Annotated in this window: 13 protein-coding genes; 8 read left to right on the top strand and 5 right to left on the bottom strand. The window is 42.9% G+C overall.

Annotated features, from left to right (window positions below):
* Nucleotides 1-3 precede the first annotated feature (3 nt).
* The 5 genes from IEV61_RS00460 to IEV61_RS00440 all read left to right on the top strand — a co-directional run bounded on the left by IEV61_RS00460 (nucleotide 4) and on the right by IEV61_RS00440 (nucleotide 7945).
* Nucleotides 4-747: a hypothetical protein gene (locus tag IEV61_RS00460; protein ID WP_188412786.1), complete on the top strand. Its 744-nt coding sequence runs from the start codon at nucleotides 4-6 to the stop codon at nucleotides 745-747.
* Nucleotides 744-2804 (top strand): NADH-quinone oxidoreductase subunit 5 family protein, encoded by a 2061-nt coding sequence (locus IEV61_RS00455; protein WP_229746982.1) that lies wholly within the window; start codon nucleotides 744-746, stop codon nucleotides 2802-2804. Before IEV61_RS00460 ends, IEV61_RS00455 begins: the two co-directional genes overlap by 4 nt.
* A 5-nt stretch (nucleotides 2805-2809) precedes the next feature.
* On the top strand, nucleotides 2810-4408 hold the full coding sequence (locus tag IEV61_RS00450) for a complex I subunit 4 family protein (RefSeq protein WP_188412784.1): 1599 nt from the start codon (nucleotides 2810-2812) through the stop codon (nucleotides 4406-4408).
* 3 nt (nucleotides 4409-4411) lie between these two features.
* The gene (locus IEV61_RS00445; protein WP_188412782.1) at nucleotides 4412-5914 is read left to right on the top strand and encodes an NADH-quinone oxidoreductase subunit N; all 1503 of its coding nucleotides are present in this window, start codon (nucleotides 4412-4414) and stop codon (nucleotides 5912-5914) included.
* Nucleotides 5915-6037: 123 nt separating this feature from the next.
* Nucleotides 6038-7945: an amidophosphoribosyltransferase gene (locus IEV61_RS00440; RefSeq protein ID WP_188412780.1), complete on the top strand. Its 1908-nt coding sequence runs from the start codon at nucleotides 6038-6040 to the stop codon at nucleotides 7943-7945.
* Between the two features lie 78 nt (nucleotides 7946-8023).
* On the opposite strand, the gene IEV61_RS00435 is transcribed toward IEV61_RS00440, so the two are convergent.
* Together IEV61_RS00435 and IEV61_RS00430 are read right to left on the bottom strand one after the other, a co-directional pair.
* Nucleotides 8024-8554, bottom strand: a complete 531-nt coding sequence (locus tag IEV61_RS00435; protein ID WP_229746981.1) for a hypothetical protein — start codon at nucleotides 8552-8554, stop codon at nucleotides 8024-8026.
* An 80-nt stretch (nucleotides 8555-8634) separates the two neighbouring features.
* Nucleotides 8635-9291 carry a LysE family translocator gene (locus IEV61_RS00430; protein WP_188412776.1) on the bottom strand — a complete coding sequence of 219 codons (657 nt, stop codon included), beginning with the start codon at nucleotides 9289-9291 and terminating at the stop codon, nucleotides 8635-8637.
* Between the two features lie 153 nt (nucleotides 9292-9444).
* Between IEV61_RS00430 and IEV61_RS00425 the strand changes: the two genes are divergently transcribed.
* Nucleotides 9445-11052 (top strand): MFS transporter, encoded by a 1608-nt coding sequence (locus IEV61_RS00425; protein ID WP_188412774.1) that lies wholly within the window; start codon nucleotides 9445-9447, stop codon nucleotides 11050-11052.
* A 2-nt stretch (nucleotides 11053-11054) separates the two neighbouring features.
* Entirely contained in the window at nucleotides 11055-11531 is a 477-nt protein-coding gene (locus IEV61_RS00420; RefSeq protein WP_188412772.1) for a deoxycytidylate deaminase, read from the top strand.
* On the opposite strand, the gene cmk is transcribed toward IEV61_RS00420, so the two are convergent.
* The gene (cmk, locus tag IEV61_RS00415; RefSeq protein WP_188412770.1) at nucleotides 11521-12198 is read right to left on the bottom strand and encodes a (d)CMP kinase; all 678 of its coding nucleotides are present in this window, start codon (nucleotides 12196-12198) and stop codon (nucleotides 11521-11523) included. The genes IEV61_RS00420 and cmk overlap by 11 nt on opposite strands.
* A gap of 65 nt (nucleotides 12199-12263) precedes the next feature.
* Here cmk and arfB point away from each other — a divergent pair, with 65 nt between their 5' ends.
* A complete protein-coding gene (gene arfB, locus IEV61_RS00410) occupies nucleotides 12264-12677 on the top strand; it encodes an alternative ribosome rescue aminoacyl-tRNA hydrolase ArfB (protein ID WP_188412767.1) in 414 nt (137 codons plus the stop codon).
* Between the two features lie 9 nt (nucleotides 12678-12686).
* Here arfB and IEV61_RS00405 read toward each other — a convergent pair whose 3' ends face one another.
* The gene (locus tag IEV61_RS00405; protein WP_188412765.1) at nucleotides 12687-13661 is read right to left on the bottom strand and encodes a lipid A deacylase LpxR family protein; all 975 of its coding nucleotides are present in this window, start codon (nucleotides 13659-13661) and stop codon (nucleotides 12687-12689) included.
* A gap of 69 nt (nucleotides 13662-13730) precedes the next feature.
* Nucleotides 13731-14282 (bottom strand): hypothetical protein, encoded by a 552-nt coding sequence (locus tag IEV61_RS00400; protein ID WP_188412763.1) that lies wholly within the window; start codon nucleotides 14280-14282, stop codon nucleotides 13731-13733.
* Nucleotides 14283-14384 lie beyond the last annotated feature (102 nt).

The following is a 14384-nucleotide window of genomic DNA, read 5'->3' as shown; positions in this document are numbered from 1 at the left end:
ATCATGAAAGTATATCTAACTGGTTTGTTAATGATTTGGAGTATTGTCGTAAATGCGCAGGTTGAAAAAAAACAGGTTTTACTCAGCAACGATACATTGTTAACAAAAACAAATAGCACCGTAAACCAACTGTCTAAAAAGAAAAAGCAAACTGTTTTAGAAATAATAGGGAAAATAGGCACTAAACCATTGATGATTATTGACGGTGTGATATTCAAAGGCCTATCAGATACTATAAATACTGATAGAATTGAGAAATTGGATGTGTTAAAAAACAATGATGCACAGACTATTTACGGTGACCAAGCTAGAGAAGGTGCGGTGTTAATTACCATGAAACCACCTGCTGCTACCGGTATGAATCTCAAACCTGTTATTATAGTTAATGATACTTTAAGCAACATGGAAAAAGCACAAGAGTTGAAGCCTAACGACATAGCTTGGGTCAATGTAATAAAAGATCCCCGGCAAACAGCCTCTTATGGTGCAGCGGCTTCCGGCAGTGTAATAGAGGTTTACACGAAAGAGCATCTTAAGCGCGCTAATTTTCAAAAGTTATGCAAACTATCCGAAGCATATCATCAGTTTTTACTTAATTACCCAGGTAAAACTGTAATTGTGCTCATTAACGGTAGTGTTTCAAAAGATGCTTACAGCTTTTACAAATTGTCTGTAAACGAAATTAAGCAGGCTGATTTTACATTTTCAGAAACTACCCCAAGTATTAACATCATCACAAAACCTTGATCTCCACACTGCAATACATCGACTCACAAACCGTAACCTATGCACTTGCAGCCGTAGGCTTACCGCTTGTTGCTGCGATAATTAATCTGCTGCTTCCGGCACGTAGCGGCCGGGTGGGGGGATGGATCTCTGCTGTGACTATCTTTTTAAGTGCTGTATGTGCAGCCATAGTTTTTGGAAGCATATGGAACCATAACGCCTTACACACGCAGCAGTTATGGTTTACCATTGGTAATACTGCCGTAAACGCCGGGGTGTTATTAAATAACTTGTCGGCATTTATGCTGCTGCTGGTTACGGTGATTGCCTTGCCGGTACACATTTATTCTACGGCTTACATTAAATCTGAAGAGCAGAACCGTTATTTTACCTACCTCAGCTTTTTTTGCTTTAGCATGCTGGCACTGGTAGTGGTTGATAGTATGATATTGCTTTATGCTTTTTGGGAGCTGGTGGGCTTTTCATCTTACCTGCTAATTGGCTTTTGGTTTACGCGCGATAGTGCGGTGCAGGCCAATAAAAAAGCTTTCATCATGAACCGGATAGGTGACATTGGTTTGCTTAGTGCCATCATTATCCTGTTCGCCCAATACCACACTTTTGATTTGGTAGCGCTTTTCGGAACTAATGGACTGGTATTTAAATCGACCATTCAAAATGGTATGTGGATAGCTTTAACCGGTCAAATGCCGCAAGTTTGGCAGTACGTAGCCTTTGCCGGAATCTTTTTAGCGGTGGCAGCAAAATCGGCCCAGTTTCCGCTGCATACCTGGTTGCCTGATGCCATGGAGGGGCCGACCTCGGTTTCCGCTCTAATTCATGCGGCTACCATGGTGGCGGCAGGCGTGTTTTTGCTGGGTAGGGTATACCCCATGTTTAGTGCAGATGAACTAAACATGCTGGCTATTATAGGTTGTTTTACCGCCTTTTTAGCAGCTACCATCGCATTAACCCAAAACGATCTGAAGCGCATTCTAGCTTATTCAACCATATCGCAGCTGGGGTATATGATTATGGCTATGGGTATTAACGCTTATGCCTCGTCGCTGTTCCATTTGGCAACGCATGCGTTCTTCAAATGCCTGTTGTTCCTTTGTGCCGGTGTAATTATCCACGAAATACATCACATTAAGGAAGAGCATCAGCTAACTATCGATGCGCAAAACATCAACAATATGGGCGGTTTGCGTAAAAAGATGCCGCTTACTTTCATTGCTACCTTAATTGGGTGTTTGGCGTTGGTTGGCTTGCCATTTACCTCGGGTTATTTATCTAAAGACGGTATCCTGATCCAGGCGTTTGAATGGGCCGAGGGTAAGAGCGTGTGGTTTAAGATCATACCCATCGGCATATTTATAACCAGTGGCATCACCGCTTTTTACGTAGCCCGGTTGATATTTAAAGTATTCTTTGGTGAATTTAAACTTAAAGCTCTGCTGCCGAATGTGCACCTGCATGTGAGCGATGGCAGCTGGGGTTTCCGTATACCGCTTGTGTTCCTGTCTTTGTGCTCCTTGTTTCCGCTGTTCTCTTTTAACCCTTTCTCTTACGAGCACGCCTGGTTATTTGAAGGGTTTAGTCTCTCTAATAATGTACTGGGTGAGAGCATTTACCATCATGTTATACCTGTATCTATTAGCGTGTTAAGCATTTTAGTGGCGGGGTGGGCATTTTCGGTATATGTTAAGCAACGCAGATTGGTGCTTTCAGAAAGCAGTTTCCTGTTCAAGATGTCTTATAACCAGTGGTATATTGATGCATTTTATAAACGGGTGATTGTTAAAGCGGTGTTACTGCTTAGTAATGCGCTGTACTGGTTCGACCGCGCCATCGTTGATGGTTTTATACAAGTGCTGCAGCAGGTAACACTGTTTTTGTCGGGCCTTGCTGCCTGGGTTGATCGCTACCTTGTCGACGGCTTTTTGTATCTGGTTACCCAACTGGTTAAAGGCATCGGTAATTTTTTCCGTGGCTTTCAAAGCGGGCGGGTGCAGTATTACTTGTTTAGCATGCTGGCAGCAGTATTGGCGGTGTTTATTATTAAATTATTGATCTGAACCTGATGAATATATTAACCCTACTCATTTTTATACCTGCCTTGTTTGGTTTGCTCATCCTGGCCTTGCCGGCTTCGCTAAAGCAAAGCTTCAAGTATATTACGCTGGCTGCTACGCTTATTCAGTTGGGCCTGAGTATTTGGCTGTATATAAATTTTCAAACAGGTGCAGCATTTGGTGGCATTAACCATGAAAGTCAGTTTCAATTTGTGCAAAAGATATCCTGGATCAGTCTGGATTTGGGTACCGCCGGCCGCATGCAGGTAGACTATTTTGTGGGGGTTGACGGTATATCAATACTGCTGCTGGTTATGACCGCCGTTGTAATGGTCATTGCCGTATTGGCCTCCTGGGAAATTAAGCATAACCTTAAAGGTTTCTTTGTGCTTTTTCTGTTGCTGGATATGGCTGTGGCCGGGGTATTTTGTGCGTTAGATTTCTTCCTGTTTTACCTTTTTTACGAACTGATGCTGTTGCCGCTTTACTTCCTCATAGGTATTTGGGGAGGTGTTAGGCGCGAGTATGCAGCTATCAAGTTTTTCCTATATACTTTATTTGGTTCGGTATTTATGCTGTTGATCATGGTAGGGTTGTACCTTTCCGTTACCGATCCGGCTACGGGCAACCACACCTTTAATATTGTTCAAATGATGAACCCGGCTAATTACCAGCAAGGTTCCGTATTTTCTATCTTCAGCCATCAAACCTTATTCGGCATTCCGGCGCGTGTGCTGGCTTTTGTGGTATTGTTTATTGCCTTTGCCATTAAGGTACCGGTGGTACCGCTGCATACCTGGTTGCCCGATGCTCACGTAGAGGCTCCAACGCCCGTATCTATCATACTTGCGGGAGTACTGTTGAAAATAGGAGGGTATGGCATCATTCGTATTTGTATCGGGATTTTTCCCGAGGTAGCCTATCAGGGGGCATATTGGTTAGGCTTGCTTGGTGTGGTTTCCATATTATATGGAGCATTGAACGCCTTGGCTCAACGCGATCTAAAACGTTTGATCGCTTACTCGTCCGTATCGCACATGGGGTTTGTGTTGTTGGGATTGGCCTCACAAACTGCCGAGGGTGTAAGCGGTGCCATGATGCAGATGATCAGCCATGGGTTTCTATCATCGATGCTATTCTTCTTGGTGGGGGTAATCTATACCCGCGTACACGATCGCGACATCTACAACTTCAGAGGCTTGGCTACGGTTAATCCTCAATATACTACTTATGTGATGATCGCTTTCTTTGCTTCGTTAGGCTTGCCGGGTTTCTCTGCATTTATTGCCGAGGCCTTTTCACTAACCGGTGCATTTAAATCAGAGCTCATTCCTAACTGGATGGCTGTTTGCGGTTCTATAGGTATATTATTAAGCGCCGCCTACTTTTTATGGACACTGCAACGCATGTTCTTCGGCAAAGAGCTACTTAAGGGGGGAGATAGTTGGAAGCAGGCTTTAACCGGTTTAAAGCTCCGTGAAAAGTTAGCGCTGTTTCCATTGGCTGTGCTGGCATTGGTATTGGGTATTATGCCGTCGCTGGTATTTAGCAAGATCAATGATTCGGTATTGGCGCTGGTAGAATTTACTAAACAAATGGTACGTTAACGTATGCAGCAAGTACCGCCATATCTTACCCAACAGCTCGATGATGTAATGAGCAGCCTGCTGGTTTTTAAGCCCGAACTTTGCCTGGCGGGTTTGTTTTTGCTGGTGCTGGGCATCGATCTTATTTATCGTAAAAATAGCGGTAAGGCTTGCCGTATGCTGGGTTGCGCCGGCATGTTGCTGGTTTTGGCGGCCGACTTAGGGCAGTATCTTATTTTTAAAGAGCAAGGACGTTTCCTGTTCATCAACAACCTCATCTTAAACCACGATAATATTGTGCTGAAGATGATCATTGATGCGGTCACCTTTACTTTGCTTGTTTACTTCCCTTGGGATCACCAGTTAAAAACGCATAAAAAAGGTTTGGGCGATGCCTACACCATCATCATTGCTTCGGTATTAGGCCTGCATTTGATGGTTATGTCGGCCACATTGCTAACCATGTTCTTATCTATAGAAATGGTTTCTATTGCATCTTACCTGCTGGTGGCTTATCGTACCGAAAGTAATTTCAGCGCCGAGGCCGCTTTAAAATATGTATTATTCGGGATGGCGGCATCGGCTGTTATGCTTTATGGTATTTCTTTATTTTATGGGTTCAGCGGCAGCATTAATCTGTATCATCCTCATATGGTTGCCAATTTACAAGCGGCCGATCCAACAGTTATTGTGCTGGCTGTAGTGCTTATTTTGGCCGGCATTGGTTTTAAGCTTTCGTTTGTGCCGTTACATTTTTGGGTACCCGATGTTTACCAGGGAGCCAGTACACCGGTAACGGCTTACCTCTCAACCCTGCCTAAAATTGCCGGTTTTGGTTTACTGGTCACCTTTCTGAGACCATTCATGTTCAACCCCACATGGAGCCGCTTCGATTTTACGCTCATACTTTCCATAGCCGCTATTGTTACCATGATAGCGGGAAACTTTGCCGCTATATGGCAGCAAAATGTTAAGCGCATACTGGCTTATTCAAGTGTTGGCCATACGGGTTTTGCGTTAATGGCCATTGTGACGTTTACGCCGCAAAGTATGGGTGCGCTAAGTTTTTACCTGATAGTTTATGCTATTGCCAATATAGGGGTGTTAGGTTTGGCTACTTATTTTGCCAACGCCATGCAGGCCCACACCGTTAACGACTATAAAGGTTTAGGTACCAAATACCCTATTGCATCAGTGTGCTTTGTGGTGCTGTTAATATCACTTACAGGTATTCCTGTTTCGGCAGGGTTTAATGCCAAGGTGCTGGTGTTTTCATCCGTTTACGAGGTGTATCAGCACGGGCATAAAGGTATTATGCTGGCATTGCTTGTTACAGGCGCGGTAACCACTGTAGTATCATTATTTTATTATCTCAAAATTCCGCTCAATTTGTTTTTACGCAAAGAAGATACTGTGCGTAACCATTATCCGGCTGTTTCTAAAGACCTGCTGGTGATGATCGTTATCCTATCACTAATAGTTGTGTTGCTGGGCATTTTTCCTGATGCACTTGCTAATTTACTTTAACAGCAAATTCACAACGGCTTTATAAATTATTAATACTTGCTGTAAACTATTAATGCTTTATAATGACAATTGCCACCGTGATTAACGCAGAAAAAGCGTACTTTCGTGGCTTCATTTCAAGTCATGAGCGATCAGATTAAACATGAATGCGGCGTAGCTTTTATACGCCTTTTAAAGCCCCTCTCATACTATCAGGAAAAATATGGTACGGCTCTGTACGGCTTAAACAAGCTTTATCTCTTAATGGAAAAACAGCACAACCGCGGCCAGGATGGCGCAGGTGTGGCTACCATTAAATTAGATATTGCTCCGGGTAAGCGTTACATCAGCAGGCACCGTTCTATGGCCAGCAATGCCGTAGCCGATATTTTTGAGTACATCCAAAAAAAGTTTGCTGATGTAGAAAAGGAACAGCCGGATAAAATGAAGGATGCCGAATGGCTTAAAGAAAACGTAAGCTTTACAGGCGAAGTTTTGTTAGGTCACCTGCGTTATGGTACGCACGGTAAAAACTCCATTGAAAGCTGTCACCCCTTCCTGCGTCAAAACAACTGGATGACACGTAACCTGGTTATTGCCGGTAACTTTAACATGACCAACGTAGAAGAGTTGTTAGAACAACTTTATGAGTTAGGTCAGCATCCGAAGGAAAAAGCAGATACCGTTACCGTCCTGGAAAAAATCGGACACTTTTTAGATAGCGAAGTACAAGGCTTGTTTGATCAGTTCAAACGTGAAGGTAGCGACGATAATATCGAGATCACTAAAATGATTGCCGATAGTATGGACGTAGCCAAGATACTCCGTAAATCGGCCAAGAGCTGGGATGGTGGTTATACTATTGCCGGTATATTTGGCCATGGCGATGCATTTATTATGCGCGACCCGGCTGGCATACGCCCGGCATATTATTACGTTAACGATGAAGTGGTTATTGCCACATCAGAGCGTCCGGCTATCCAAACTGCATTTAATATTCCTTTAGAAGATATTCGCGAGGTGAAACCCGGCCATGCACTCATCATCAAAAAAGATGGATTTGTGAGCGAGGAGATGTTTAGCGAACCTAAAGAGAAGAAGGCATGTTCATTTGAGCGTATCTATTTTTCACGTGGAAGCGATGCTTCTATTTATCGCGAGCGTAAGCAGTTAGGCCGTTTGCTTTGTTCACAAATACTGGATGCGGTAGGTAACGATATTAAAAATACCGTATTCTCTTACATTCCAAACACTGCAGAAATTGCTTTTTACGGCATGGTAGAAGGCGTAAACAAATACGTAAAACAATACCAGCGCGAAAGGTTGTTAAACCGCGATGATAAAATTAGCGACGAGGAATTGAGCGAGGTGTTGAGTTTAGCACCACGTGTAGAAAAAATCGCTATTAAAGACGTTAAGCTGCGTACATTCATTACACAGGATGCCGACCGTAGCGAAATGGTTGCTCATGTTTATGATACCACTTACGGTTTGATCAAAAAAGGAGCAGATACTTTAGTGGTACTGGATGATTCTATTGTTCGTGGTACTACGCTCAAGCAAAGCATTTTGAAGATCTTAGACCGTTTAGGTCCTAAAAAGATCATTGTGGTATCATCGGCACCACAAATACGTTATCCTGACTGTTACGGTATTGATATGTCGCGTATGGGCGAATTTGTGGCTTTCGAAGCTGCAGTGAGTCTGTTGAAGGAAAGCGGACAGGAAGACATATTGCTGGAAGCCTACCAAAAATCACAAGCAAGTTTAGATTTGCCTAAAGAAGAGGTAGAAAACTTTGTTAAAGCGATTTATGCGCCTTTTACCGATCAGCAGATCTCTGACCGTATAGCTAAAATTATTACACCTAAAGGTACCCAAGCGGAGGTGGAGGTAATTTACCAAACGCTTGATAACCTGCACACTGCTTGTCCTGATCATTTGGGCGACTGGTACTTTAGTGGCGATTACCCAACCCCAGGCGGTAACCGTGTGGTAAATAAAGCCTTTGCCAATTGGATGGAAGGTAAAAATACCCGTGCTTACGCATAAGCCATTAGTAGTCATACATAACAAGAAAGCCCTGTCGATTTTTCGGCAGGGCTTTCTTGTTATGTTGAAACTCTTATTTTAGTTATACATCAACTGACTTTTCTTAAATATTTTAGCCCATTTTTCTACAAATAACGGACCTAATGAGGCTTGCTTTACTGCCACAAAATTGGTGAACAGATTTTGATTTCCCTGGATAACATAATAATATTGAGATTCGGGTACCTTGCTATTGGTAAAGTAGGGCGACTCTATTTTGAACATAATCCACGGGTTTTTAGCTGTCCCGCCTTTCTCCACCATAATTAACCGGGCTTTGGGCGATCTGGCTTTGGTTTTGTCGAAAAGGGCTTTCATAACATTAGTCATATCAGAATTAATTATCCCCTTCATACTCATCATGGTGCCTATCATGCTCCAGTTATTCAGCGTTTCATTGCCTGGAATAAGCTCTATCATCCGAGCCGTTTGGTTCTTTTGATTGGAGGCAATTTTCCACTTGTACTCATCGGGCCAAAAAACTTTCAAGCTTTCGGTACCCGTTTGCGCGTTAACTGTTTTGACCATGGTAAGCACGGCAATAGTCAAAATGAAGAAGCATTTTTTCATAGGATCGAGTGTGTTAAGTTGGTAATTACAAGCTATGCCCCGGTTTATTTGAGACATGATGTAATACTATAACACACAAATTAGCTGGTTGTTATGGGAGAAAATACGTAATGCGTTACCAGCCTGTCGAAAATGACGAAAGCGGCAATAATTAACGCAGCACCGGCGACATAATTTAAACGGTGAACCAGTTTAACCGAAATTTTATCGCGCAATTTATTGGCGTAAAATGCCTTAACTATATCCATGCCGAATTGCACCAGTAATATAGTGCAGAACATAATGGCTATTTTAAGCTGGCGGTTGGCTATACCCTCGTGGTAAACGGTACTGGCAGTACCTATAACGGTTATCCAGTGAAAGAGCAGGGTAGGGTTGAATATGCACATCAGGAAGCCTTTAAAAAAGTACCCGGCCCTGTTTACAGTGGCTGGTGTGTGTGCATTGTAGCTTACCTCGGGTTTCTTAAAAATATAGTAAAAGCCTATAAGTAGAAGTATAACGCTACCGAAAACACCCGCCCAAACCTTTACTTTATCAGAAATATCGAAAAATTGCGAGCCAAAAATAATGGCGCCCACAAATACTACATCGCTGCAAACTACCCCCAAAGCCAGGGCGGCACCTGCCTGGAAACCTTTTTCGATGCTGGTTTTAATCAGCGCAAAAAATACCGGACCTGTTAAAAAGGTAAGTACCAGTCCTATACCAATGCCCGAAATAACAGCTTCTATCATTATACCGGTTTAATTTACTAACGGCGAATATGCAACTTATCTACTAAACAAAAAAAGTTATTAATGTTGACGACTATGTGCAAAAGTATTGCCACTATTTACGAAAAATGGCTTAAGTTAGTAACCTTAAACGTAAGTTAATAACCGCTTAATATGCAGGATAATACATCAAAAAGCTATGGATCGGCGTTATACACGCTCATTACTGTGTTTTTTTTCTGGGGCTTTTTAGCCGCATCTAATGGTATTTTCATACCATTTTGTAAAGCACATTTTGATCTTACCCAGTTCGAATCGCAGTTAATAGATTTTACTTTCTATGGCGGTTATTTCATTGGCTCGCTTGCCCTGTACTTTGCGTCGCAGGCAACCCGGGTAGATATTTTAAATAAACTGGGCTACAAAAATGGTATCATATTAGGACTGGTTATTTCGGCCATTGGTGCTTTAGGCATGGTTCCGGCCATTGGATCGGGCGAGTTTGGATTTATATTGGCCGCATTTTTTGTGATCGCCATTGGTTTCTCTTTACAGCAAACGGCCGCTAATCCTTTTGTAATTGCTTTAGGTACACCCGAAACAGGCGCTAACCGCTTGAATTTTGCAGGTGCGGTAAACAACTTCGGTGGCTTAATGGGGCCGATTATTGTAGGCGTAATGCTGTTTGGTACCGCCAAAGGTGCCGATGCTGCCAAGGTTGAAATTTCATCAGTTAATAATTTGTACTATGCTTTAGCGGGCTTATTTATTGCTGTTGCCCTATTCTTTTGGATTTCTAACCTACCTAAGGTAACCAGTGATGAAAAGATGGAGCAAAGTACTAAGGCTAATCTTCCTTTGTTTATCATCTTTATTGCTTTTTGTTTGATATTGGCTGCCAGCCCACTTAGTGGTTATACCGGCCTGTCGAAAGCTTATTTTGTATATGCTTCGTTACTAATTATACTGTTTACCCTCATTTTTTCTTTACTATCTGCCAAACGCAATAGCGAGGGTTGGGGTGCCATGCAATACCCACAATTAATTTACGGTATGATAGCCATTTTTACTTATGTGGGTACCGAAGTAACTATTCAAAGTAATATGGGAGCACTGCTTAAGCTGCCTGAATTTGGCGGCTACAACGAGTCGGATATTGCACCTTTTATATCGCTTTACTGGGGGAGTTTAATGGTGGGTCGTTGGGCAGGCTCGGTAGGTGCATTTAACTTGAGCACTTCTACCAAGTATGTATTAACTGCCATTATTCCGTTTGTGGCTTTTGGGGTAATATTGGGTGTGAACAAGGTAACGGGTGCAAAAATAGATCACCTGTATCCTTATGCAGTTTGTGTGGGCGTATTGGTTGTAGCCTTCTTCCTGGGTCAGCAAAAGCCGGCTCGTACGTTAACTGTATTCGGATTACTTGGTGTTGCATTTATGCTGGTAGGCTTGTTTACCACCGGTATTGTAGCCACATTTGCCTTTATCAGCGGTGGTTTGTGCTGCTCAATTATGTGGCCTTCTATTTTCTCATTGTCTATTACCGGTTTGGGTAAATATACCAGCCAGGGTTCAGCATTTTTAATTATGATGATCCTAGGTGGTTCAATTATACCGCCGGTGCAGGGCATTTTGGCCGATAGCAGCGGTATTCACTTATCATATATTGTACCGGTATTAGGCTTTGCTTACCTAGCATTCTTTGCCTGGAAGGTGAGCGGCGAATTACGTAAACAAGGTATTGACCTTGACCATGTAAAAGCAGAAGGCGGGCACTAAGCATGAGTAAACTTTCTTTTAACCAAATTTTCATGAACCTGGCCAGCGATCTGGCTAAGCGCTCACATTGTGTAAAGGCGCAGGTAGGAGCCGTGCTGACTAAGGATACCCGCATTATATCAGTGGGCTACAACGGCCCGCCTGCAGGTACGCATAATTGCGATGAAGAATGGCCCGAAACAGGCTGCCCGCGCGATGCCCGCGGCAGCTGCTCGCTGGCTCTGCACGCCGAAGAAAACACGATTTTATATGCCGTAAAAAATGGAGCCAAGTTGGAAGGCGCTACCATGTATACCACATTGTCGCCATGTTTGCCCTGCGCACGCCTCATATTTTCTGCAGGTATTACCAAAGTATATTACCAGCATTCTTACGCACAATACAAGGGTTTGGTGAGCGATGAAGGCGTTGACTTTTTAAACCGCTTCGGTGTAGAAGCGGTTAAGTTTGAGCCCGAAACAGATACCGTTATTTCTTAAGAAAGGGTTCTACTTTGGCTAAGGCAAATGCCAGTTGCTCTTCGGGGGTAATGTTAGTGTTATCTAATATAATGGCATCCTCCGCACGCATCAGCGGACTTTCCTTGCGGGTAGTGTCCGAGTAATCGCGGTGAGCCAGGTTCTCGAAAATCTCTTCCAGCGTAACGTCAGAATTGGTAGCTTGTAACTCTTTATAACGGCGTTGCGCACGCACATGCGGGTCGGCAGTCATGAATAGCTTTACCTGAGCATGAGGGAAAACAGCCGTACCAATATCGCGGCCATCCATTACAATGTTTTTTGATTTACCCATGCGCTGCTGCTGGGCAACCATCTCTTTACGCACTTCGCGTATAGCAGATACCGGGCTTACATTTTGAGATACCGGCATCAAACGAATTTCGTCCGATACTTCCTCATCGTTCAGGGTAATATGTGTTTGATAATCGCGCGAGTGAAAGTTGAGGTGGATGTTTTTTAGTGCTTCGGCTACTTGTTCGGGGTTGTTGATGTCAACCTTATTCCTCAAAAAATAGAGCGTAACAGCACGGTACATGGCACCACTATCAACATATATAAAATGGAGTTTTTTGGCTAAGGCTTTGGCTAAAGTGCTTTTTCCGCATGATGAATATCCATCAATGGCTACTACAATGTTTTTGCTCATCGTGGTGCTAAGGTACAAATTTGCGCTATATTTTTGCTGCTGACCAATTAAAGTTAGCTTTGAAGATGAATTTTACCAAGGCCGGTCTGCAAAGGGAGGTCACCTACAAAACATCAAGAAGCGGCGGCAAAGGCGGACAAAATGTAAACAAGGTAGCCACCAAAGTGGAACTGCTTTTTGATGTGCAGGCATCACTTTTATTTCATGAGGAAGACAAAGCGCTGTTGCTAAGTAAACTGCAAAATCGTTTGAATAAGGACGGCTTTCTACAGGTAATTAGCGAAGAGGAGCGTAGCCAATACCTCAACAAAGAACGGGCAGTAAATAAACTGGTCGATATCCTAATTAGGGCATTGCATCGCCCCAAGGTGCGTAAAGCCAGTAAAGTAAGCAAGGCCGCTCATGCCAAACGCATGGATCAAAAACGTATGCAATCGGTAAAAAAGCAATTACGACGCGGTAGCGGCAATGCGGACTAATAATAGCTATTACATTATTGCTTTATGACCGCTGAACCGATATACAATAGTAACCGAACCCCACTGGTGGGTATTAAAAACCTGGGTTTTTACCTCTTTGGTGTTGAAGGTTGCAGTGGCATCAAAAATCCAGCGGGGGCCACCGTAAGTTAAACCTACCTGGTTGCTCAAAACAGTGCGTTTTGGCATGCTGGTAATTTCGAGACTTGATTTATCTTCTTCTTTAGAAAATATAGAACCTTGCACCGTTGCATCGTAACCTACATAGTTAAAGGTAGGCTTATAGTGTAAAAACACTTCTTTTTTATGAAGAGGGGCAATGCTGTTACGGGTTGCAGTACTCTGTGTGCTTACAGAGTTAAACAGCTGATTAAAATTACCGAACCTAAGTAACGGGCCAGCGCCAACGCCATTAAAACCGGTACCTGCATTGCCATAAACGCTTGCCGTTAAATCAAACCATTCTTTTCTTACCAACAGCTTATTGTACTCAACAGAAAGATTTATCTGCGCGTTGTTCCTTACTTGGTACTGCCAGCCGTTAAGCGTATAAAAGCCAAAGGTACTGTGAATTAATTTTTGTACAGGCTCGCCTTTAGCCGATGGCCCTACTACGCCGGCCTGTAACGAAACTTTGAAATTACTCTCATTGCGGAAAAGGTAATTGATGTTAGCACCTGCATAAAGGTAACCCGCAAACGGGCGATCAACGTAAGAAGCATTAGGCACGCTGCCAGATTGTGCGTTGTACAGTTTCTGCCCAATTTCTATCCCCAGTACTTTGTTAGCCAGCTTTGGGTTTTTAAAATCCATGCCTCGCCTGTAAAATACAAACAAACCATTGGTATAATACCGGTCAGACCCTTGCGCCAGGAAAGAGTCATTGTCAGACTGGAAGCCGAATTCTTGTGTACGGTTTTGGGCATATAGCTGGCCTGCTGAGAGGCTTAAAATTACAAAGAATATGAGTCGGAGTGTTTTCACAAAACTTTATTAAGATGCTAAAATAACAAAAGCCGGATAAGTTCCGGCTTTTGTAAATATCAAGGTGTATTATTTGTTTTTTAAAGTGTAGCCAAAGCTTATCCCGAAAAAGAAAGGGTTGAAGCCGCCGCTATTAAACACTGGATTTATACTTGCTCGAAAATTAAAACCGCCATTAACCGGCTGCGACCGATATCCTACTGTGGTTGTACCAAGAACAGTTGATTGCCGATGTCTGCTGCTCGACGAATTGTTAGATGTGTAAATGGAATTCTTTCCTAAAACGGAAAAAGAATCTTCGCCGCTATAGCTTGCGAGTGTTGCACCTAAGCCAAGCTCAAGGTACTTCCCTTTACGGCCAAGTAAATAATTTACTTGCAAAGGAATACTTAATATTGAAAAATCGTTATCTGAAGCATAACCTAAACCTACGCGTCCGCCAAGACCATCCTGATGTTTAGAGAAGCGGGCATCATAATTTGCAGAAAAGGTAAGGCCCGGTCCAAATAATTCTAAGTAAACGTTTTGTGCCCTTTTTGTCGTGTCGCTTTGAGCTTTTGCTGAATTGAACAAGGTGCCAAATGATAGCAATAGGATCGTGACTATAGTAAAGTTTGTCATCTAAATTAATTTGAGCGAAAATAGATAATTAACTTAAATGCTCAATAGCTTAATTCAAAGTAAAAGCTATTTCTATAATAGCGTTAGTATGCATAGTAAAAG

It is taken from the genome of Mucilaginibacter galii, from assembly GCF_014635825.1.
GTDB lineage: Bacteria > Bacteroidota > Bacteroidia > Sphingobacteriales > Sphingobacteriaceae > Mucilaginibacter > Mucilaginibacter galii.
The sequence above is the reverse complement of the archived record's forward strand: the minus strand, read 5'-3'. Positions and strand labels throughout refer to the sequence as shown.